The 23,653-nt window shown below is 43.8% G+C and carries 15 protein-coding genes and 1 riboswitch; of the genes, 6 read left to right on the top strand and 9 right to left on the bottom strand.

Annotation, left to right across the window (positions count from 1 at the left end; genetic code table 11):
• Position 1: 1 nt before the first annotated feature.
• From AB4486_RS15840 to AB4486_RS15810, 7 genes are all read right to left on the bottom strand, one after another.
• Positions 2–841, bottom strand: coding sequence for an ExeA family protein (locus AB4486_RS15840; protein ID WP_017061348.1), 840 nt, complete (start codon positions 839–841; stop codon positions 2–4).
• Between the two features lie 53 nt (positions 842–894).
• A complete protein-coding gene (gene mshL / locus AB4486_RS15835) occupies positions 895–2,532 on the bottom strand; it encodes a pilus (MSHA type) biogenesis protein MshL (RefSeq protein WP_017065932.1) in 1,638 nt (545 codons plus the stop codon).
• A gap of 15 nt (positions 2,533–2,547) precedes the next feature.
• Complete coding sequence (locus tag AB4486_RS15830; RefSeq protein WP_017061346.1) at positions 2,548–2,880, bottom strand: hypothetical protein; 333 nt, start codon at positions 2,878–2,880, stop codon at positions 2,548–2,550.
• Positions 2,873–3,520 (bottom strand): type 4a pilus biogenesis protein PilO, encoded by a 648-nt coding sequence (pilO, locus tag AB4486_RS15825; RefSeq protein WP_017061345.1) that lies wholly within the window; start codon positions 3,518–3,520, stop codon positions 2,873–2,875. The genes AB4486_RS15830 and pilO overlap by 8 nt, the downstream gene beginning before the upstream one ends.
• A complete protein-coding gene (locus tag AB4486_RS15820) occupies positions 3,520–4,962 on the bottom strand; it encodes an MSHA biogenesis protein MshI (RefSeq protein ID WP_372117700.1) in 1,443 nt (480 codons plus the stop codon). Before AB4486_RS15820 ends, pilO begins: the two co-directional genes overlap by 1 nt.
• Before the next feature lie 2 nt (positions 4,963–4,964).
• Entirely contained in the window at positions 4,965–6,980 is a 2,016-nt protein-coding gene (gene csrD / locus AB4486_RS15815; RefSeq protein ID WP_017061343.1) for an RNase E specificity factor CsrD, read from the bottom strand.
• Positions 6,981–7,141: 161 nt separating this feature from the next.
• Positions 7,142–7,699, bottom strand: a complete 558-nt coding sequence (locus tag AB4486_RS15810) for a single-stranded DNA-binding protein (RefSeq protein WP_017061342.1) — start codon at positions 7,697–7,699, stop codon at positions 7,142–7,144.
• Between the two features lie 278 nt (positions 7,700–7,977).
• Here AB4486_RS15810 and AB4486_RS15805 point away from each other — a divergent pair, with 278 nt between their 5' ends.
• The 4 genes from AB4486_RS15805 (at position 7,978) to AB4486_RS15790 (ending at position 14,530) form a co-directional block, all read left to right on the top strand.
• The gene (locus tag AB4486_RS15805; RefSeq protein ID WP_029235092.1) at positions 7,978–8,625 is read left to right on the top strand and encodes a LuxR C-terminal-related transcriptional regulator; all 648 of its coding nucleotides are present in this window, start codon (positions 7,978–7,980) and stop codon (positions 8,623–8,625) included.
• Positions 8,626–8,782: 157 nt separating this feature from the next.
• Positions 8,783–9,655, top strand: a complete 873-nt coding sequence (gene galU, locus AB4486_RS15800) for a UTP--glucose-1-phosphate uridylyltransferase GalU (protein ID WP_004735975.1) — start codon at positions 8,783–8,785, stop codon at positions 9,653–9,655.
• Between the two features lie 183 nt (positions 9,656–9,838).
• Positions 9,839–12,670, top strand: a complete 2,832-nt coding sequence (gene uvrA, locus AB4486_RS15795) for an excinuclease ABC subunit UvrA (protein ID WP_017061339.1) — start codon at positions 9,839–9,841, stop codon at positions 12,668–12,670.
• 96 nt (positions 12,671–12,766) lie between these two features.
• Entirely contained in the window at positions 12,767–14,530 is a 1,764-nt protein-coding gene (locus AB4486_RS15790) for a PglL family O-oligosaccharyltransferase (RefSeq protein WP_372117696.1), read from the top strand.
• A 112-nt stretch (positions 14,531–14,642) separates the two neighbouring features.
• Here the strand turns inward: AB4486_RS15790 and AB4486_RS15785 are convergent, their stop codons facing one another.
• Positions 14,643–15,782 (bottom strand): alanine--glyoxylate aminotransferase family protein, encoded by a 1,140-nt coding sequence (locus tag AB4486_RS15785; protein WP_017061337.1) that lies wholly within the window; start codon positions 15,780–15,782, stop codon positions 14,643–14,645.
• Between the two features lie 176 nt (positions 15,783–15,958).
• A riboswitch (Lysine riboswitch) is annotated at positions 15,959–16,136 on the top strand.
• A 108-nt stretch (positions 16,137–16,244) separates the two neighbouring features.
• Here AB4486_RS15785 and lysC point away from each other — a divergent pair.
• The gene (lysC, locus tag AB4486_RS15780) at positions 16,245–17,612 is read left to right on the top strand and encodes a lysine-sensitive aspartokinase 3 (protein ID WP_017062973.1); all 1,368 of its coding nucleotides are present in this window, start codon (positions 16,245–16,247) and stop codon (positions 17,610–17,612) included.
• A 115-nt stretch (positions 17,613–17,727) separates the two neighbouring features.
• On the opposite strand, the gene metH is transcribed toward lysC, so the two are convergent.
• On the bottom strand, positions 17,728–21,405 hold the full coding sequence (gene metH / locus AB4486_RS15775; RefSeq protein WP_372117693.1) for a methionine synthase: 3,678 nt from the start codon (positions 21,403–21,405) through the stop codon (positions 17,728–17,730).
• Between the two features lie 169 nt (positions 21,406–21,574).
• Here metH and AB4486_RS15770 point away from each other — a divergent pair, with 169 nt between their 5' ends.
• Positions 21,575–22,855, top strand: coding sequence for a sodium:proton antiporter (locus tag AB4486_RS15770; RefSeq protein WP_017061334.1), 1,281 nt, complete (start codon positions 21,575–21,577; stop codon positions 22,853–22,855).
• Positions 22,856–23,653 lie beyond the last annotated feature (798 nt).

Genomic DNA, 23,653 nt, shown 5'->3' with positions numbered 1-23,653 from the left:
ATTAATTCCAACCCCACAGTATTGGCGTTTTAAATTTAGGCTTACACACATCGTACGTTTCATGCATAGCTGAAAAAAGATGTTGGTTGTCGATACTTTTCTTATCTTCACTGAACGAAAGCAATAGAGCCTTATGGCAAAGTTGGTTTATCAATCTAGGGATACCTAACGACGAACGACAGATCGCCTTTTTTTGATTCAAGCTGAATAACTCAGGGCTACCACCAGATTTAGCGATTCGATTATCAATATAAGCCACCGTTTCATCGAGATTCAGCGGTCTCAGTGTCGAACTAAATGTGATTCTTTGGCGAAACTGCCTTAGGTGGTACGCCTCTAATCGAGCATCCAATTCTGGCTGACCTAATAAGACAATCTGCAGCAGTTTTTTATCTTCCGTTTCAAGGTTACCAAACAACCTTAATGTTTCGAGCGCTTCATCCGATAGAGCCTGAGCTTCATCAAGAATAGCCACCACTCTTAAACCAGAATTGTGCAATTCAATGAGCTTATGCTGAATGTTATCAACCAAGGTTGCTTCATTATCGACAGCTAAACCAAGCTCTGTTGCAACCGCCTGGCGCAAGTCTGCCCCTGATAACACAGGGTTTGGTAAATAGATCAGAGCTGTACAGTCATGTAGGTGATTGACCAACATCCGGCAAACCATGGTTTTTCCAGTGCCTACCTCTCCGGTCACCTTAATCACGCCCTCGCCCATTTCCAACGCCGAGATTACCGTCTGAATCGCTTCGAAATGAGGCGCTAAACCATAGAAGAAATCGGTATTCGGCGTTAAGGTAAATGGCAGTTGTTCAAAACCAAAGTGAGCTTGATACATACGACGACCTAGCTTAGTGAGACACTGCCACTCTATATTGAGAAAGTAAGCAATTACTCTTCATCAGGGAACCACTGCTGAAGAAGATCACGTGAACGCTCCAACTCATTTTGCCAAGTATTCACACCCACGATCGTTGGCTTAAGTAAGATCACGAGCTCAGTTTTTTGCGTTAACTGATTGGTATTACGGAACAAATGACCTAAGGCTGGAATATCACCGAGGAATGGAACTTTAGAGGTCACATCACTGGTGTTGGATTTCATCAAACCACCAATAACAACCACATCGCCATCTCGAGCTCGAATCACTGAGTCAGACTCACGAATAGAGCTTTTCGCCAAAGGAAGCTGCACCACACCCGTTGTAGAACCAAGGTTGAGCTCTTTCACTTCTTCCTCGACCTCAATAACGGCTGGGTGAACATGTAAGAATACGCTACCTTTATCATCTATCTGAGGGGTCACATCTAAGGAGATACCCGAAAAGAACGGAGTTAACTCAACCTCAGGTGCGACGTTCGCGTTGTCACCACTGCCTACCGCGCTAGATAAATCCGTCACGTAGTATTCGTCAGTACCCACTTTGATAACCGCTTTCTGGTTGTTTGCCGCCGTGACTCGTGGGCTTGATAGAACGTTCAGGTCACCTTGAGTATCCATAAAGCTCAATACCGCTTCAAAACTGCCATCTGAGATCGTTACGTTGGTTTGCCCGCCTAACAAAGAGCTGATCGCATCTAATGGAGGCAAAGTTCCACCAGGTCGATCAATTACCACACCGCCGCTGCCAATCGACTTAGATAAATTAGACCAGCTAATACCTTGTTGGTAACCATCACTCAAGGTTACTTCCATGATTTTGGCTTCTAGGATAACTTGACGCTGCAGGCGTTTTTGAGAAATACCTAAGAACTCTCGAACCTCACGAATTTCGTCAGGGTAAGCACGCACTGTAATCACACTCGCTTGCGGGGTCACGACAACGCTTTGCCCATCGCCCGAGCCAATTAAGTGAGCAACCGCCGCTTCAAGCTGTGGCCAAAAATCACTTTCAGAGGTCGTTTCAATCTCTGTACCACCATTCGATGTCGAGTTTGATGAATTAGAAGAGTTAGATGAATTTGACGAGTTTGAGTTCGAGTTTGAAGAGCTCGATGAATTCGAATCTGAGTTAGAGATCGTACCGGTGGTGATCGTCGTTAGTGAGCGACCAGAACGCTTAACTTGTAAGTAATCGACAGGGATCGTTACGGTGCGAAGACCGGCAGGATAAACTTGAATCACTTTGCCACGCTTTTCAATATCGTAGCCATACATATCTTGAGCAACAGCCAGTACCTCATCTAACGTCACGTCCGTTAGATTAAGCGTAAGGTTTCCAGACACACTTGGGTGAATAGCCGCACTATATTCCGTACCTTTCACTAAGCTGGCAAAAAAAGTTCTCGCTTCAACGCCTTTTGCCTGAATACGAAAACGCTTAACCGTTTCCATCCCCGGAGACATCGAGTCAGAATTAAGCTGAGGCATAAGGTCATCTTGAACCGACGAAGGCAGCTCATGAAGCGCTCTGCTATTGGCTTCATTAATTGATTCGTTTAAAGACTCTTTAATCTCAACAGGATCTCTATGCCCCATCGAACAGCCGACTAAAGATGACACTAGGATTGCTACTACAAGTTTACGCATGTCTTCACTCTAACCTTAATTATTCTTAACATCTAAAGAGAACATCTCTAATTTCCACTGCTTAGAGCTTCTCTGCAGAGTGACGTATTCTGGATCTATGTTCTTAACTCGGTACCCTCTGATCGTTTCCCCTTGTCCGAGAATCTGACCATTCATAATCGCATAGCAAGGCGTATCTCCCTTACACACGATGCTTTCTAAAGAAGGCAAGCGATAACGAGTTGGTGCTTTCTTAGCAGGCGCCGTTTTCTGTTGAGGTGAAAGCCAGCCTAATGGCGCCGTGGGATCTTGCTCAGCCCACACAAAAGAGCTACTAAATAGCAAGGACAACAAAAGAGTTCTAACCACCGATAAACTCCTGTCTAGTACCTAATGTGTAAACCTCGAACACCAGTCGAGCTTTAGGATATTCTTCTACTGAGTATTCAAATGTGCGCCAGTAGTAACTCACAGGTAGAGACTCAAGTGCTTGAAGGTAAGCTGAGATATCAAAGTAACTGCCGGTTAGCTCCATTCTTACAGGGTGAAGAAAGTAGCCTGAATATTCGCTGGTCTCTTTATTGTTCGAAATCGCTTCTGGTTTTAATGACTCTAGCGATTCAAGCTTTAGTCCATTACCGGCGTTAAGAACGCTCTCCAGTAACTGCGACATTTGAGAAGGTGTGATTAATCCATCAACAATCTGAGAAAGCTGAAGAGAGAGATCTTGGCTCTCCACCAGCAGCTTTTTGTACTCTCGATTAATTTCTTTGTCTGGGTCTTTGTTTAACTGAGCTTGCAGAACAAGTAACTCACCTTGCTGCCTTTGATTCGATTGAGTCAGGCTGCTCGCCTTGGCATTTTTAGCTTGTAGATCGAGATACGCAGGCTCAACCAATAAGGTGAACAACAACATCGATAGGCCAACAAAACCACACACAAAAAGTAGCCATTTTTCTCTTTGACTTAATGCAAGAAACTTATCGCTCAGCTGGTTCCACTGCTGCATTATTTACTCTCCCGACGAGTACTTAGCTCAAACGTCACCACATCCTGATCATTACGGCCAATTTTTAGTTTTTCAAAAGTGCGTCCGACTAAATTAAGCTCACTTTTAAACTGACCAATCCAGTTCGGAACGACATTTGCGTTACGAGCCAAGCCACTAAGATCTAAAGTATCGTGGGTCATGTAGATGTGCGAAAGAGAAATGTCATTTCGGCCTAATTTAGCTAAGGAATTCATGACGCCAGAATACCCGACTTGTTGGGATTCGTCGTATTGTCCAACAGCCTTCAAAGCCTCTTTTTTAGCCTCAGTCTCACGTTTGAGACGCGCAACCGCCGCGACTTTCTCTGGAGACGGTTTATGCTGAGTTAACTTACTATTCAATTGGTTAACTTGCTTGTTAAGTTGATTCGAGTCTTGTTGCAGGGCTGTTAGCTCTTTATCTAGATTAGAAACTTGATACTGCATTGCGAAGTAACCACCAAGCATCAAAACACAAACTACTCCCCAGCTCGCAACAACATTGGTCAGCGTAAAATATTCTTTTTTAGGCTTAAGGTGTTCAGGGTAAAGATTGACCTTAAACGTATCTTTTTCAGCTGCAAGTTTAAGCAACAAACTCTCTGAATTATCACGCTCACCTTCAACCAACAGTGAAACTGTCGAGCTCAATGTACTGTTTAAGGCACTTTGTAACTCTGCTTCATCTTCTTCGTCACAACAGATTTTAAGCTGGTGAAGCTGGGTGCCTTTAATTTGAGAAGAAAGGTAATCAATCGAGCGTTGAAGCTCTAAAGCGAGGCCATCTAACTGCAGAGCACTTGACGCAACACCCGTTAAAGGTGGCACAACACTGCGGATGGTTCTTTGAAAACAAACGGTATTTTCGACAAACGCACCCAATTTAAAGTGTGAATTGACGCTACGTTGTAAAAGAATGAAATTAGACAGTTCGCCTGCACTGTAACCCCAGATTTCATCTTCAGGAGCAACACCTATTAATTCAACCTGAGCCGAATTAGTGATATTCAAAAGCTTGTCCAACAGCTTTTTAGGCAGGACATATACTTGCAGCTTGTTCGACGTTGGTAACGCGACCGCACTCGCAGTAATTTCCGTGACTCTTTCTGAAACAAGATCTTTGAGTAAAAAAGGCAGTGCTACCGACCATTCACTCTCTGGAATGTCCGGTTTATCAATTTGGTAGGTTTGGTAGTAGTTAGCACAGACAATCAGTTGGACGCTATTACTGGTAAACGCCTCACTGCTAAGCGATTTTTTTAGCGCACTCTCCCAGTCCCCATTAACCACGGGAATGCTGGCTACTTGAGGATCTTGTTCTGTCGATGAAATATAAATGGCGTCATTGCCCAGCAAGACAACTTGCGAGCTACCTTTATTATTCGTTGGCTTTATTTTGTCTAAAATCGCTTTAAAATTCATTCTTAACTACTACTCTTACGCCATCGATTTCTTCGTCCAACTTTGACAACAGATTCCGCTTTCGCGGCCTTTTCTGCTTGATTAGGCAAAGGGATAATTTGTTGTTCTTCGTCGAAATATCTTCCTTGATAGCCGTTAATGCCTAACTCTATCAAGGTATTCTTTTCCTGTTTTGTCTCGACTCCAACGGCAATAACTTGAGTTGGAGAATCACCACACGCCCCAATTAAGCTGCGAACAAACAGTTGGTTCTCATGCCTTTGATCGATTTTCTTTATTAGGCTTCGATGAAGCTTAATATAACTAACCTTCAAATCCTTTATATAGTGAGTGCTAACAATCGTTCGCCCCGCTTGACCAACCACAACTTTACACCCTAAACCTCGCAGCATCTTTGCCACCGGTCTCATATAATCAAGATGAGCAATCAAGTGTCCTTCCGGAAACTCAAAAGCAAGCTGAGAGCGGTGCTGAGCAGAGAGTTGTAACAACTCACTCCTAAACCACTTAAAATGCTGTTTATTAGCAAATGGGGTAACATTCAGATTCACTGAATAATTGATAGATTGAGTTGATTCTTTAAGCGAACGCAACAAAACCTTCAAAACAGATTGATCCATTTGAGCTTGATAACCCACTTGCTCTACCGCAGGCATAAATCGAGACGATTTCAATAAACCTTTGTCAGGATCCTGAATTCTAGTAAATATTTCTCTATGCAATTCATTAACTTGACCAGGTTCCGGCATAAGATAACACCGCTGAGCAAAGATTACTAAATTTTCAGGAAGCAGCGCTTTATCAAGTAATGTTCTCCAACGAACACTGCCTCTATCAAGCTCATTCTTATTCTCTTTCGGGTAACGGCTCCAGTTATTAATACGCTCTAACTGAGCACTCTTTAGTGCCGTTTCCGTTTCATCCATGATCTGGCTATGACGCTCACCTTCGGTATACATGGTCACACCAATATGACACCAGTTATCCGACTCTAAAGGCTCTGGCGGAGTTAGCTTATCTAACTGCCTTAAACACTGAGCAGCCAAGGTCGCAATATCTTTTGCGCCCTGATGAGGGATAAATACAGCAAAGTCCGCTTCGTAATAGCGAGAAAAAATGACATCGGGATAGCGTTGAACGATATTCGACAGTACTTCACCGACTTCAATAATAAAGCCGTCTGTGGTTTGCTTATCGTTAGCATCACTAACTTGCTCCCATTCGTCGATACGTATCAGTAACACACCGCCTCGAGCACCACTTTCATGCAGTGCCGATTCCAGCTTATTATCGAATAAAACTCGGTTTGCCGTTCCCGTGAGTTTATCTAGGAAAGTATGGGTACGAATAAAGGTATCAAAGCGACTTCGTTCTTGACGAGCATCTTGTAGCTCTTCAATCAATACATCTAAGGCTTCGCTTGCGGTATAAGGCCACTCTCGCTCATCTCCCTTTGCATGAGCTTCAACCTGACCGGCCAAGATCATTCTTCCTCGCTCTTCCAAGATTTCAGAACCCATGAGTTGTTCTTTCAACCAACGAACACCGCGAGCAAGACAGAACAGAACCAATGCGACAGCCAAAGTAATTGACCACATCGCTTCCATTGAGTAGTTGTAGCCAATATAAGGAGGAAGTGCTTTAAATTCGATTCGGTAGCCTTCATTACGCTCTAAAATGAAGCTTTTCTCATAAAGACGATTGGGATCAATTTGTGGGGAGGTATCTTTGAAACGATAAACGATGCCGGTCTTGTTCGAGAGTTTCATCTCAACAATATTGCTCGCCTGCAACATCTTAGGCATCCAACGCTGCATTGAATACGCGGCGTCAGGGTCTTCCATCTCTTTATCTACAACGTCGACAATGCCAACCAAATAATGGTCTAAATATTCCTGTCCAATACGCTTAAAGGAAAGTGTGCCACCAATAAAAAGAATGAACATCGCGCTGATCACTATCACGGTGACAAATGCGACCAATCGAGTGCTCAATTTTAGTGTCGGGGTATATCTCATGAATAACGAAATCCTTTTCAACTCACATTATACCGTATTGCTACTTATACTATAAATTGACGTTGTAAATAAAGCGTTAAGAATTGTAGGTAACAAAAAGCCGCGATGAACGCGGCTTTTTCCAATTTAATACTGTCTTTATAATATATTAAAAACAGGGATTAAAATGGGATGTCATCATCAAAATCCATTGGCGGCTCATTATATTGAGGTTGAGCCTGCTGAGGAGCTTGTTGAGGTGCTTTTGGCTGCTGTTGAGCGGGAGCACTGTATTGTTGTTGCTGTTGTTGTGGCTGCTGTGGCTGACCCCAACCACCTTGCTGTTGGTTGTTACCCATGCCACCTTGAGCAGGAGCACCACCTTGAGCACGGCCGCCAAGCATTTGCATTACACCATTGAAGCCTTGAACAACCACTTCAGTTGTGTAGCGATCTTGACCACTTTGATCTTGCCATTTACGTGTTTGAAGTTGACCTTCAATGTAAACTTGAGAACCTTTACGTAGGTACTCACCAGCAACTTCCGCAAGCTTGCCAAACAGAGCAACACGGTGCCATTCTGTTTTTTCACGCTGCTCGCCAGTTGCTTTATCACGCCATGACTCTGACGTTGCAATGGTAATGTTCGCTACTGCGCCGCCATTTGGCATGTAACGAATTTCAGGGTCATTACCTAGGTTACCCACTAATATAACTTTGTTAACTCCACGGCTAGCCATGATTTGCTCCGTCTAAATTCATAGTCTCAGAAAATTTTAGCGCACAAGAATAGCATGCTTTTCTGCAGTGATAAATCGCATTCCTATTCTCTCCTCACTACAAAGAATAAAAACGTAACAAATCATGATATTCAGAGCGATGTTGCTTTTTTCTCCACTTACAAACCACTCATTTACTTTGATAATTGATATTCAACGCAAGTCACTATCAAGGCGCTAGAGAAGCTAAAGCCTGCATGACAACGTGGAATCTAATCCCACTCAAACAGGACGTTTCAATGAGAAAATCAAGATACGCTCGCACTTTACACTTTCTGTGCATCGACCCAAACGATACCTATCTACATGTAAAAGAGATAGAAAAGCATTTATCTATTGTTCTCTACAAAATGACACCCGACGAATTAATGCTAGTTGATAGAAAGCGGAGTAACCGGATCTTGCTCGTCGATTACAGAGAGGTACCACAACTACTGATTATTTGTCCTAACCTGACTGTTATGTGGAAAAATCACGAAATCATTTTATTCAATGTCCCCCAGCAACTTCCAACCTCAGAGCTTCTTACCTATGGGGTACTAAAAGGACTCTTTTACAACACTGAACAAAAGGACAAGATTGCTCGTGGTCTTCAAGAAGTCATTGATGGCGATAACTGGCTGCCAAGGAAGGTAACCAATCAACTGTTGTTTTATTATCGCAATATGGTCAATACCAACACCACACCGACCAATGTTGATTTAACCATTCGTGAGATCCAGGTGATTCGCTGTCTTCAATCCGGGTCTTCAAACACACAAATCGCCGATGACTTGTTTATTAGTGAGTTCACGGTTAAATCTCACCTCTATCAAATATTCCGTAAGCTTGCGGTAAAAAATAGAGTTCAAGCGATAGCATGGGCAAACCAGAACCTGCTTGCATAATCGACCCACCTCTTAGTCTGACGATAATTTTGAGGGAAGCTCTAGTAAACCATGGCTATTGTTGCTGAATTTTCGACATAACTTATGCTAGAGTTGCCCTCAGAAATATCAACCACTCAGGTTGAATCAATAATTATTATAGATAAAGGGTCTTATCATGATCAAAAAGTGCCTTTTCCCGGCAGCTGGCTACGGTACACGTTTTTTACCTGCAACCAAGTCAATGCCTAAAGAAATGATGCCTGTAGTAAACAAACCTCTGATTGAATACGGTGTTGAAGAAGCTATCGAAGCTGGTATGGACGGTATGTGTATTGTTACCGGTCGTGGTAAGCATTCTCTGATGGATCACTTCGATAAAAACTACGAACTCGAACATCAGATCAGCGGCACGAATAAAGAAGACTTGTTGATCAATATCCGTGAAACAATTGAAGCGGCAAACTTCACTTACATTCGCCAACGTGAAATGAAAGGTCTAGGTCATGCTATCTTGACTGGCCGCGAGCTTGTGGGTGATGAACCGTTTGCAGTCGTGCTTGCTGATGACCTTTGTGTGAACGAACAACAAGGTGTGTTGGCTCAAATGGTTGCACTGTACAAACAGTTCCGTTGTTCAATCGTTGCTGTTCAAGAGGTGCCAGAAAACGAAACGCACAAATACGGTGTTATCTCTGGTGAAATGATTAAAGATGATCTTTTCCGTGTTGACGACATGGTTGAGAAGCCAGAACCAGGTACTGCACCAAGTAATCTAGCGATCATTGGCCGTTACATTCTGACTCCAGACATCTTTGAACTTATCGAGCAGACTGAACCAGGTAAAGGTGGCGAAATCCAGATTACCGATGCATTGTTAAAACAAGCCAAAGCAGGCTGTGTATTAGCATACAAATTTAAAGGCCAACGCTTTGACTGCGGTAGTGTAGAAGGCTATATCGAAGCAACAAATTACTGCTTTGAAAATCTATACAAAAAAGACCAGCAACAAATCGAACTAGGTAAGCACTCAACAACAAAAGAAGCTTAATCGCTAGTTTTGGCATACTAACTAATGATACGTAGCGATGAGTTAGTCGCGTAATAAATGATTTAAAGGGTGACTCGAAAGCGTCACCCTTTTTTTGTTTACTGTTTTTTTATCCAGTAAAACTTTGCACAAATCTCACTCTATGTAATACTTTAGCCACTTAAAATTACATGGTCTATTGAGATGGATAAAATAGAAATTAGAGGCGCTCGTACGCATAACCTCAAAGACGTCAACCTAACCATTCCACGTGACAAACTGACTGTCATCACCGGATTATCGGGTTCAGGAAAGTCGTCACTTGCGTTTGACACACTCTACGCAGAAGGTCAGCGTCGTTATGTTGAATCTCTGTCTGCTTACGCTCGTCAATTTCTATCTCTTATGGAAAAGCCTGATGTCGACCATATTGAAGGTCTGTCTCCAGCTATCTCAATAGAACAAAAATCGACTTCACATAACCCTCGCTCAACCGTCGGTACCATTACCGAAGTCTATGATTACCTCAGATTATTGTATGCGCGAGTAGGCGAACCTCGCTGTCCAGACCACAACATCCCTCTAGCAGCACAAACCATCAGTCAAATGGTCGATAAGGTCTTAGAACTGCCTGAAGGCTCAAAGATGATGTTGATGGCACCGATTGTCAAAGAGCGCAAAGGTGAGCATGTTAAAACACTGGAAAACTTAGCTGCGCAAGGCTTTATCCGAGCCCGAATTGATGGTGAAACCTGTGATCTATCCGATCCACCAGCCTTAGAACTTCATAAAAAGCACACCATTGAGGTCGTCGTTGATCGATTTAAAGTACGTCCCGATCTACAGCAACGTTTGGCTGAATCGTTCGAGACCACATTAGAGCTATCTGGCGGCATCGCTGTCGTCGGTTGGATGGACGAAACGGATCAAGAAGAGATCGTATTCTCTGCTAACTTCGCTTGTCCTAAATGTGGTTACAGCATGCAAGAGCTTGAGCCTCGCCTGTTCTCATTTAATAACCCGGCAGGAGCATGTGGTACGTGTGATGGTCTTGGTGTTCAACAGTATTTTGATCCAAGCCGAGTGATTTTAGATGAGAACCTAAGCATTGCTGAAGGTGCGATAAAAGGTTGGGATCAAAAGAACTACTACTATTTCCAAATGCTAACGTCGCTGTCAGAACATTATGGTTTTGATCTGTATGCGCCATTTAATTCTCTACCGAAAAAGACTCAAGAGATCATTCTAAAAGGATCAGGTCGTACTGAAGTGGAATTCAAGTACATCAATGACCGAGGTGATATTCGGGTTAAGCGTCATCCATTTGAGGGCATTTTAAATACCTTGGAGCGCCGTTACCGTGATACTGAATCGAGCGCAGTGCGTGAAGATCTTGCTAAATACATCTCAACCAAATCGTGCTCTAGCTGTGATGGCACTCGCCTGAGATTAGAAGCTCGTAATGTTTTCATTGGTGATACAACACTTCCGGAAATCGTTGAACTTAGCATTGCTGACGCACTACAATTTTTCCAAGAATTGAAGCTAGACGGTCAACGTGGGCAGATCGCAGATAAAGTGATGAAAGAGATCAATGATCGTCTGCATTTCTTAGTCAACGTTGGTTTGAACTACCTTAACCTATCACGCAGTGCTGAAACGCTGTCTGGTGGTGAGGCGCAACGTATTCGTTTGGCGAGCCAAATCGGTGCCGGTTTAGTTGGCGTTATGTATGTACTTGATGAGCCATCAATTGGTCTCCACCAGCGCGATAATGAACGTCTATTGCAAACCTTAATTCACCTGAGAGACTTAGGTAATACGGTACTTGTTGTGGAACATGACGAAGATGCAATTCGTTGTGCTGACCATGTTATCGATATCGGTCCAGGAGCAGGGGTGCACGGTGGTCACGTGGTGGCAGAAGGTACCATGCAAGACATCATCGAAAACCCGAACTCTTTGACAGGCCAATACCTGAGCGGTGCTAAAGAAATTGCAGTGCCTGAAAAGAGAACGCCTATCGACAAGAAAAAGGTCGTCGAGATCGTTGGCGCAACGGGGAACAACCTAAAGAATGTGACCGCGACAATTCCTGTTGGCTTGTTCAGTTGTATTACGGGCGTATCAGGTTCGGGTAAATCAACGCTTATCAACGATACCTTCTTTAAAGTCGCCCACACTCAATTAAACGGTGCCACGACTGCAGTTCCAGCAAAGCACAAAAAGATTAAAGGGTTAGAACATTTTGATAAGGTAATCGACATAGATCAAAGCCCTATCGGTCGTACACCAAGATCAAACCCTGCGACCTACACAGGGATTTTCACCCCTATTCGTGAACTATTCGCGGGCACTCAGGAATCACGTTCTCGTGGTTACAAGCCAGGTCGATTCAGCTTTAACGTTCGTGGTGGTCGTTGTGAGGCTTGTCAGGGAGACGGCGTAATCAAGGTAGAGATGCACTTCTTACCCGATGTGTATGTGCCTTGTGATGTGTGTAAAGGTAAGCGCTATAACCGTGAGACTCTAGAGGTCCGCTACAAAGGTAAAACCATTGACGAAGTTCTAGAGATGACTGTGGAAGATGCTCGTGAATACTTCAACCCGGTACCTGTTATCGCTCGTAAACTGCAAACTTTAATGGACGTTGGCCTCTCTTACATTCGCTTAGGGCAAGCAGCTACAACCTTATCTGGTGGTGAAGCTCAGCGTGTTAAATTAGCGCGTGAACTGTCTAAACGAGACACGGGAAAAACCTTATACATTCTCGATGAGCCAACAACAGGCCTTCATTTCCACGATATCCAGCAGCTACTGACGGTATTACATAGACTGCGTGATCACGGTAATACAGTTGTCGTGATTGAGCACAACCTAGATGTCGTTAAAACAGCAGACTGGATCCTAGATCTTGGCCCAGAAGGTGGGCAAGGTGGTGGTGAGATTGTTGCAGAGGGTACACCTGAAGATGTGGCGTTAGTCGAAGGTTCACACACTGCTCGCTTCCTTAAGCCTATGTTAAATTTGAAGTAGGTGTAAAATAGCGCCCTGCGGGCAGACAGAAAAATGTTAAAGTAACAGAGCTTGTTTCAGAAGGAACAAGCTCTGTTTTTATAAGGTTAGGGATTTATGGCAACAATACACACTAGCGGTACTCAGCTAGAAAATCAGGTCACTCAGCTACCACTCAACAAAGCATTTCTGGCTTCTTTAGCTGTTGTATTCTTGTTAGCTATGCATTTTTTTATGCCGAATCCTGGTGGTTCGGGCCTTGCTCTATCCTTTAACCCTACCACTTGGCTAGCGCTAAGCTTCACGCTAGCGATTGGCTTTTACCAACTCGCGACCAATCGAGTACTCAAGTATTCCAAATTAACAATTGGCTTGTTGATTAGCTGCATCATACTCACGCTACCCATTTTATACAGCAATGCTGCACCTCAAGGAGCGTCAGGACGCTTGCTTGGATTGTGGGCGGGCTTTGCCTTATTTGCGGTGCTGCAGCAATTTAAGTTCAGCAATAAACACAAGCAACGTATGTTGTGGTTCATTGTACTTGCTGTTGTTATACAAGCACTATTTGGCTATGTGCAATATTTCTTATTAGAACCTGGCAACCTATTTGGCTACAACACTGCTGCAAACCGACCATATGGGATATTTCAACAACCGAATGTAATGGCAAGCTTTCTTGCTACTGGTTTTGTGCTGTCCGCTTACCTTTTAGCAAGGCAGCCGGCTAAATATAACCATAAGATCAGCGAATCATTCCTACTGTATTTAACTCCAACCTTAACCGTGCCCTTGCTGATCATCATTGCATCACGTACCGGATGGTTGGCCGCTGTCATTGGGTTTATCTGCATTCTGCCCTATCTATACAAGTTCTCGACCAAGAAACGCTTCTACGGATGGTGCGCATCAGTGCTCGTCGGTGTCGTCGTCGCTTTTTCGGTGATCAGCCTAAGTGCGACTGATAGCCTCGCTAGCAAGAAAGCGAACCTAGAAAGCCCGCGCGCTTATACGTTCCCGCAAGCTTTAGATATGATGATCGAAAAGCCATTTACAGGTTATGGTTACGGGAAATTTGAGTCTGAATACACGCTATATACAGCTCGCCAACATCAACTCAACTCGAACTATCATCCAGGTCTTCCTTCAATGGATCACCCGCACAATGAGTTCCTGTTTTGGGGAGTTGAAGGGGGGATTGTACCAATCATCGGAATCTTGATTGCTGCAATATTGGTGATGTCACGCATAACAAGTTCAGCAAAGGGAACACGTCTAGCCCTGCTCGCGTTATTTATCCCAACCCTTTTGCACTCTCAACTTGAGTATCCTTTTTACCACTCGGCGATTCACTGGATAACATTCATTATATTGATTTACTGGGTAGATCAGCGCTCTTCCCGACATTATCAACAATCGTTCAGTATCATCAGCAAGACCCTATTTAGAGTGTTGAGCTTAGTGCTCCCTATTTTGGTCAGTTTTTATATGTTGAGCGCCCTGCACACCAACTATGTACTGACTAAGTTTGAACTGTCTAAGCCGAAAAATCCGGACATTCTTAAGCAGGTAACGAACCCAGTAGTGTGGAAAGATCGCTACGATTGGGATATATACAGCACTTACCTTAATATCGGCCTCTACAAAGCCGACCCGAGCCTTATACAGCCTTACATCGATTGGTCACTGGAGATCATAAAGAGTAAACCAAGACCGGCTTTCTACAGCAATCTGATTCTGGCGTATCAAGGCCTAGGAGAAGAAAGTAAAGCAGAGCAAATTCGTAGCGAAGCGAACTTTTTATTCCCTAACAGAGACTTTTCAAAGGTTCAGTATAAGAAAGTGTCACAAGCAGAAGATAACGTTTCGTCTGCAGAATAATGTTAAGAATTCGCAACGCAAGCTTCACTTAGTAGGCAGTAGGAGCTTGGGGTAGATACAAAAAAGCGCACGATCTCTCGTGCGCTTTTCTTTTTAATTTCAGTTCATGCAGCTACTTCAAAACATCTTTTAGCGCTTTTAGGCACAACGCGACATTCTCTTTACGAGCACCGTAACCCATTAGGCCGATACGCCATGCCTTACCAGCCAAAGAGCCAAGCCCAGCACCGATTTCAAGATTATATTCTTCTAAAAGCTGCGTTCTGATCTTAGCCTCATCAATTCCTTCTGGGAAATAAAGTGCATTAAGCTGCGGCAGGCGGCTCTCTTCATCAACCACAAACTTTAACCCTAGAGCTTCTACGCCTTCTTTAAGCTCTTGGTGCATCGCATGATGACGAGACCACGCATTATCTAAGCCTTCATTTTTCAACAAAACCAGCGACTCATGCAGAGCATAAAGGCTGTTCACGGGTGCGGTATGGTGGTAGCTACGCTTACCTTCTCCACTCCAGTAACCTAATACTAAACTTTGATCCAAAAACCAGCTTTGCACTGGTGCTTTACGGGCTTTCATTTTATCAACCGCACGCTGAGAGAAAGTCACTGGAGATAGCCCTGGCACACAAGACAGACACTTTTGGCTGCCAGAATAAACCGCATCAAGCTGCCACTCATCAACCAGCAATGGCACACCACCTAATGATGTCACTGCATCAACAATCGTTAACGCATCAAACTGACGAGCGACAGCAGAGATAGCTTGAGCATCAGATAACGCTCCGGTTGATGTCTCTGCATGCACAAATGCAACAGCAACGGCATCGGGGTTTTCTGCCAATGCTTGTTCTACCTTTTCAACTGAAACGGGCTTGCCCCATTCGTCATCAACAAGGATGGCTTCGCCACCACAACGCACCACGTTTTCTCGCATACGCTCACCGAAGACACCGTTACGACAAACAATCACCTTTTCACCAGGCTCAATCAAGTTAACAAAACAGGTCTCCATACCCGCACTGCCCGGTGCAGAAACGGCAATCGTAAATTCGTTTTCAGTCTGAAAAGCGTATTTAAGAAGCTGTTTAAGCTCGTCCATCATCGCAATAAACAGCGGATCTAAGTGACCTATGGTTGGACGACTCAAAGCCTGTAACACTTGAGGTGAGATATCTGAAGGACCAGGTCCCATTAACGTTCGGTGTGGTGGATAAAAGCTATCGATAGCAGTAGTGAGTGGTAAATTAGACATGTACATCCCTTACGTTAATGTTGTGAACAATCCACCCTAAAGCAAATTGATTACCTCAGCAATTAGCCATAAGTATTGAGGTCAAACCACTGTCACATAATTGTTAAAATTATTTTTCAATTATCTCAAGTTACGGATTGACATTGTTACCACAAAAACGTTCAATGAAACGGCTATCTAGCAGAAGAGGAGCACTGCCCAGGCAGATGTTTTGTGGAACCGCATTTCCAATACAAAACATTTATGGGGAGCAGTGCCGAGATAATAAAAGGATGCAGGACCTTTATTATCGGTTGAGCGGGCTGAATCCCTTCAACTGTCGCCATTTCTATATGGTGAAGAGCTTCTGAGGTTACTATTCTAATAATTCCTCTCTTTTTGCTCTAAAACTCTCTTCGAAAAACATCGGACGTTGGATTACCCAACCGTAATTTTATTTTAGGAAGTCGTGGGAGATATATCGTGAGTGCATCTAATGTAGCTGGTTCTTTTAATGTCGCTAAGTTTGGTGGAACAAGTGTTGCCAACTTTGAAGCAATGAGCCGTTGTGCTGCCATTATTGAAAACAACTCAAACACGAAACTGGTCGTGAGTAGTGCATGCTCTGGTGTCACTAACTTGCTGGTTGAACTAGCAAATGGTGTTCAAGATAAAGCACGTCGTCAGGAACTAATGGCGCAATTAGCGGACATTCACAACGCAATTCTTGACCAACTCGCAGATCCAATCAGCATCGAAAAAGAAGTCCACAGCATTCTTGATGACATTGCGAGCGCTGCAGAGGCCGCATCATTCCAAACAAGTACTAAACTGACGGATCACCTTGTCGCATGTGGCGAGTTGATGTCGACACACATCTTGGCTCAGATCATCTCTGAACGAGGCACTCCTGCTGTTCGCTTTGATATCAGAGATGTGATGCGTACTAATGATGATTTTGGTAAAGCCGAACCTCAACTAGAAGATATTGCCGCTCTAGCGCAAGAGAAACTGATTCCACTTTGCCAACAACAAGTTGTCGTTACCCAAGGTTTTATCGGCGCTGATAGCGAAGGTAACACCACGACTTTAGGCCGCGGTGGCAGTGATTACTCAGCAGCACTGATTGCCGAATCTGTACAGGCGATTGGTCTAGAAATCTGGACGGATGTTCCGGGTATCTACACCACTGACCCTCGTATTGCACCTAAAGCTTCTCCTATCCCAGAGATCAGCTTTAGTGAAGCATCGGAAATGGCAAACTTTGGTGCAAAGATACTGCACCCTTCAACTCTAGTACCTGCATTGCGCCACCAAATCCCGGTATTTGTCGGCTCTTCTAAAGCACCAGAGTTAGGTGGAACTTGGATTCGCCAAGAAGTTGAAAGCTCACCATTATTCAGAGCACTTGCTCTTCGTTGCAACCAAACGATGGTTACGCTTCGCAGTGCAAACATGTTCCATGCTTACGGCTTTTTGGCGAAGGTATTCGAGATCCTTGCTAAACATAAGATCTCAGTCGATCTCATCACGACTTCAGAGATCAGTGTCTCACTGACTCTCGATCAAACAGACACATCAGGTGGTGCTCCTGAGTTACCAGAAGCTGCTCGACTGGAGCTTGAAGAGTTGTGTTCTGTAGATATTGAACACGACCTATGCCTTGTTGCGCTTATTGGCAACAACATGAGTGAAAATAAAGGCTATGCAAAGCAGGTGTTTGGCACTCTGGAAGATTTCAATCTACGTATGATTTGTTACGGAGCAAGCCCACACAACTTGTGCTTCTTGCTAGATGCATCTGTTTCTAAGTTGGCGATCCAAAAACTTCACCAAGAGTTATTTGAATAAGGCGATGGTTAATTAATTGGTTTTAATTAACCAAACCCCAGATACAAAAAGGGTTGCTCTTGAGCAACCCTTTCTCTTTTTTACTTTACGAACCAAAGCTCGTCATAGATTCAAACTAGTTAATGTTTGGACCTAACCACTTCTCAGCTTCCAACATATCCCAGCCCTTACGATCAGCATAGCTTTCTACTTGATCCTGTTGAATCTGTGCAATCGCAAAATATCGCGAATCAGGATGAGAGAAGTACATACCCGACACTGAGGCACCTGGCCACATCGCGTAGCTTGTCGTTAATGACATATCGATTGCCTTTTCAACGTCCATCAGCTCCCACAACGTACCTTTCTCTGTATGCTCAGGGCAAGCAGGGTAACCTGGAGCTGGACGAATACCTTGGTATTTCTCTCGAATCAAATCGTCGTTAGACAAATTCTCATCTGGCGAGTAACCCCAAATATCCTTTCTCACTTCTTTATGCAGATATTCCGCGAACGCCTCAGCCAATCGGTCAGCAACCGCCTGAATCATAATCGCGTTGTAGTCATCGCCTTTCGCTTTGTATTCATCAGCCAGCTCTCGCTCACCAATACCACCCGTAACCGCAAAGCCACCAATCCAATCCGCTTTACCGCTTTCTTTTGGCGCAATGTAATCAGACAAACAGTAGTTAAAGCCTTTTGGTTTCTCTGTTTGTTGACGAAGATTGTGTAGAACTTTTAGAACTTCGGTACGAGATTCATCGGTATACACCTCAATATCATCACCAACACTGTTCGCTGGGAACATGGCACACATACCACGCGCTTCAAGCAGCTTCTCTTTCTCTACGCGATCCAGTAAATCATTAGCATCTTTGAATAAACGTTTTGCCTCTCCACCCACTTCTTCATGATCAAGGATTGCAGGGTATTTACCAACCAATGACCATGTCATAAAGAATGGAGTCCAATCGATGTACTGACGCAAAGTTGCCACATCAAAATCATTGAAGATGTGAACTCCCGGCTTAGCGGGTGCCGGTGGCGTATACGCATCCCAATCGATAGCAACTTTATTGGCACGAGCTCTTTCAAGCGTGACAGGCTTGGTACGAGGCTTCTTACGATTGTGCTGATCTCGAACGCGATCGTAATCGATATCCAGCTTCTCAACGAAAGCGGGTTTCAATTCATCAGAAAGTAGTGAAGTACAAACACCCACTGCACGCGAGGCATTATTTACGTATACAACAGGTTCTGAATAATTCTGCTCAATCTTAACTGCTGTGTGAGCTTTAGATGTGGTTGCGCCGCCAATCAGAAGAGGCAGCTTGAAACCCTGTCTCTCCATTTCTTTAGCAACATGTACCATTTCATCAAGAGACGGTGTAATCAGCCCAGACAGGCCAATAATGTCGACATTCTCTTCTTTCGCTACCTTGAGAATCTTCTCGCAAGAAACCATCACACCTAAGTCGATAATTTCGTAGTTATTACACTGTAAAACCACACCAACGATATTTTTACCGATATCGTGAACGTCACCTTTAACGGTCGCTAACAAAATCTTACCGTTAGTTGCGCCCACTTCTTTGGATGCATTAATGAATGGTTCTAAATGGGCAACCGCCTGTTTCATCACACGCGCAGACTTTACAACCTGTGGTAAGAACATCTTACCTTCACCAAACAGGTCACCAACAACGTTCATTCCGTCCATTAGAGGACCTTCAATCACTTCAATAGGACGAGAGGCATTAACACGAGCTTCTTCGGTATCTTCAACAATAAAGTCGGTGATACCTTTTACCAAAGAGTGCTCCAAACGCTTCTCTACAGGCCAAGTTCGCCACTCTAATGCAGATTTATCTTCAACCTTACCAACAGCACGCTCTAGGTATTCGGTCGCCATATCCAGCAATCTTTCAGTCGAATCATCACGACGGTTTAGTACCACATCTTCAACAGCATCACGCAGATCTTCTGGAACATTATCGTAAATTTCCAACTGACCAGCGTTTACAATGCCCATATCCATACCGTTTTTAAAACAGTGATATAGGAATACCGCGTGAATAGCCTCACGGACGTAGTTATTACCACGGAATGAGAATGAAACATTCGACACACCGCCAGAGATCATCGCATGCGGGAGATCGCGTTTGATGTCTCCTACTGCTTCAATGAAATCAACCGCATAGTTATTATGCTCATCGATACCAGTAGCCACTGCGAAAATATTCGGGTCAAAAATAATATCTTCTGGTGGGAAACCGACTTCATCAACAAGAATGTTGTAGGCATTGGTACAGATTTCGACTTTACGCTCTCGAGTATCAGCCTGCCCGACTTCATCAAACGCCATCACGATGACAGCAGCACCATAACGACGAACTAATTTGGCTTGCTCAACAAACTTCTCTTTGCCTTCTTTTAGAGAGATTGAGTTAACGATGCCTTTGCCTTGAATACACTTTAGGCCAGCTTCGATAACTTCCCACTTAGAAGAATCGACCATAACAGGTACTTTCGAGATTTCAGGTTCTGAAGCACATAGATTCAGGAATTTAACCATACACGCCTCGGCGTCTAGCATCCCTTCATCCATGTTGATATCGATAATTTGAGCACCATTCTCGACTTGCTCTCGAGCTACACTCAAGGCTTCGTCGTAGAGCTCTTCTTTGATAAGGCGCTTAAAGCGTGCAGAGCCGGTAACATTGGTCCGCTCACCTACATTCACGAACAAAGATTCTTTAGCTATCGTCAGTGGCTCTAGTCCCGAAAGACGACAAGAAACTGGTAAGTCTGGCAATTGACGCGGCGTTACACCTTCAACGGCCTCAGCCATTTGACGGATATGCTCTGGAGTAGTACCACAACACCCACCAATTAGGTTCAAGAAGCCACTTTCAGCCCACTCTTTAACATGTTCAGCCATATCCTCAGGAGAAAGGTCATACTCGCCAAATGCATTAGGCAAACCCGCATTAGGGTGAGCAGAAACATTGCACTCTGAGATACGAGACATCTCACCGACATACTCACGCAGTTCATCAGGGCCCAATGCACAGTTCAATCCAAATGAGATTGGTTTTACATGACGAAGGGCGTTGTAGAATGCTTCTGTCGTCTGTCCTGAAAGGGTACGACCTGAAGCGTCAGTGATGGTACCGGAAATCATCACTGGCAGACTGATACCTACTTCTTCGAAAACAGATTCAACCGCAAAAGCACACGCTTTCGCGTTTAACGTATCAAAGATAGTTTCAATAAGAATTAAATCTGAACCGCCCTTAATGAGCGCGCGAGTCGATTCAGAATAAGCTTCAACCAGTTCGTCAAAGCTAACATTACGGTAACCTGGATCGTTTACATCAGGCGAGATAGAACAAGTTCGGTTGGTAGGGCCTAATACACCCGCGACGAAGCGAGGTTTATCTGGGGTCTTTGCAGTCCATTCATCAGCTGCTTCACGAGCAAGCTTGGCAGCAGCAAAGTTAATCTCTTCACTAAGGCTTTCCATATCATAGTCGGCCATAGCGATGGTTGTAGCGTTAAAGGTATTGGTTTCGAGGATGTCAGCCCCAGCTTCCAAATACTCCATATGGATATCTTTGATAAGCTTAGGCTGTGTAAGAACTAAAAGGTCATTGTTGCCCTTCAAGTCACTGTGCCAATCAGCAAAGCGTTCACCACGATAGTCTTGCTCTTCCAATTTATAATCCTGAATCATGGTGCCCATGCCACCATCAATCAGTAAAATTCGTTGCTTCAACAGAGCGTCAATCTTTTGCCTTACATTACTTCCCACGGTACAACCTCATTCCTTTAATTATCCCTCCATCCTATCACACATTAAAAAGGAGTCTAGACGTCTAAAAAAGGAAATTGATTACTGAGTCATGACAAAAAAATGTTTGCTATTTGAGCATGAGACAACGAAAATTCATATTCATACTTTGTTACATGTTGGAATCCCAATGTCGGTCTATTACACCTTATGCTTCTTGTCCGCTGCAGCCATGCTTATTGCTTTCGTGAATACAAAAATTGGTAAAATGCAGACAACCATCGCCATTACAGCTGGCTCAATGATGTTATCTCTATTAATTATCATTGCGGGACAAAACAATTGGTTCCAATTGGCAGACATTGCCTCAGAAACCGTTGCCAGTATCAATTTTGAAGATTTCCTTCTAAAAGGGATATTAGGATTCTTACTATTTGCAGGCGGTTTGGGAATCAAATTACCAAACCTAAAAGACCAGAAATGGGAAATAACAGTACTCGCGTTAGGTGCTACGCTGTTTTCAACATTCTTTATCGGTTTTGTGCTGTACGGGTTTTGCCAGTTCATCGGTATTCAATTTGATCTGATTTACTGCCTACTCTTTGGCTCGCTAATCTCTCCAACCGATCCCATCGCCGTGCTAGCAATAGTAAAGAAACTCGACGCTCCCAGAAGAATCTCTACTCAAATCGAGGGAGAATCTCTATTCAACGATGGTTTTGGCTTAGTTATCTTCGTAACCCTATTTACTATCGCATTCGGCACAGAAGCGCCAACCGTCGGTAGTGTGACCATGCTATTCGTTCAAGAGGCGATTGGCGGCATTGTCTATGGTTTTGTTTTAGGTCTTGTATTCCACTACCTAATCAGCAATACCGATGACCACTCGATGGAGTTGCTATTAACCATCGGCATCCCAACTGCTGGTTATGCGTTTGCTGAAGTTCTACATGTATCAGGCCCATTAGCGATGGTGGTCTCAGGTATCATGATTGGTAACTGGACTCGCTTTATCGGATTCTCAAAAGAGAGTGAAGATCACTTAGATCATTTCTGGGAATTGATAGATGAATTCTTAAACGGCGTATTATTCCTACTAATTGGTATGTCGATGCTGTTATTCAAATTCCACCAAGAAGATTGGATCTTAATGGCTTTCGCAGTCCCTCTAGTATTGAGTGCACGTTACTTGAGTGTTTTCTTGTCTTACATCGGATTTAAACGCTTTAGAACTTACAACCCGTGGTCGATTAAGATTCTAACTTGGGGTGGTTTACGCGGTGGCTTAGCACTAGCCATGGCACTTTCAATCCCTTCAGGTATCTGGGTAATTGAAGACAAAGCAATCGATGTCAAAGAGATAATCCTTGTCATGACATACGCCGTTGTTGTGTTCTCTATTCTAGTTCAAGGCTCAACAATCACTCCTATGATAGAGAAAGCAAAACAAGCAGAGAAAGAGCTAGATTAACATCTAAATAGATCAACCAAGGCCGCCTACTTTAGGTGGCCTTTTTTATACCTAATGAAAGTCAAACTCGCCAATTCCCTCACTGAAGTTATAGTTGAAAGGTATGCGTGGAACATAGAGATTATATCGATATTTGATACCGCGAGTATTTGAGTAGTCGAAAGCCTTGTTGTGGGTATCCAGAACTCTTTAAGTAGGTTAAGTCATACAGAGAACTCGTTCTTGTGCGCACTCGCTAGTCTACCCAATAACCCACTCTCAAGTTATATAAGCTTCAATCGAAAGACTTCACCTTTCACCTGGAAACAAAAATAACGGGACTCAACGTCTCGCTAGAATAGCGTTAGTTATTAACAGGACTACGGAGCTAGATGAGTGGTGAACAGAAAGCTTTAGCTTTGAACTAAGTCATTAAATACAGCAAGGCTGCACTAAATCAGTGTTCGATAGAGATAGCTAAAGGAACACATGGTACTTCAAGTGATACTTGTAAAAATGACAGGAATAAAAAGCGCTAGCATTTCTGCCGAGACGTGCAGACTAGAGTCTTAAATATGGCAAGGCTGGAATGAGTAGGCACTCCGGAAATTCGAGCACGCAGGTGAGCTAGGAGCGCCTAGTTATCCCAACATTACTTCGTAGAAGCAGCAGATACAAAAAAGCCCCAGTATTTCTGCTGAGGCTTAGTATATGGAAAGGTTGGAGGTTTAGACTCCCAACACGCGCTGTTTTGGTAAGTAGGAGAATCCGCGGCTTTGCTAATGGCGTATATTATACAAATCCGGAAAATTAACTGAT

It is taken from the genome of Vibrio sp. 10N.222.55.C6 (genome assembly GCF_041473395.1).
Lineage (GTDB): Bacteria > Pseudomonadota > Gammaproteobacteria > Enterobacterales > Vibrionaceae > Vibrio > Vibrio crassostreae_C.
This window is presented reverse-complemented; position numbering and strand designations above follow the sequence as displayed.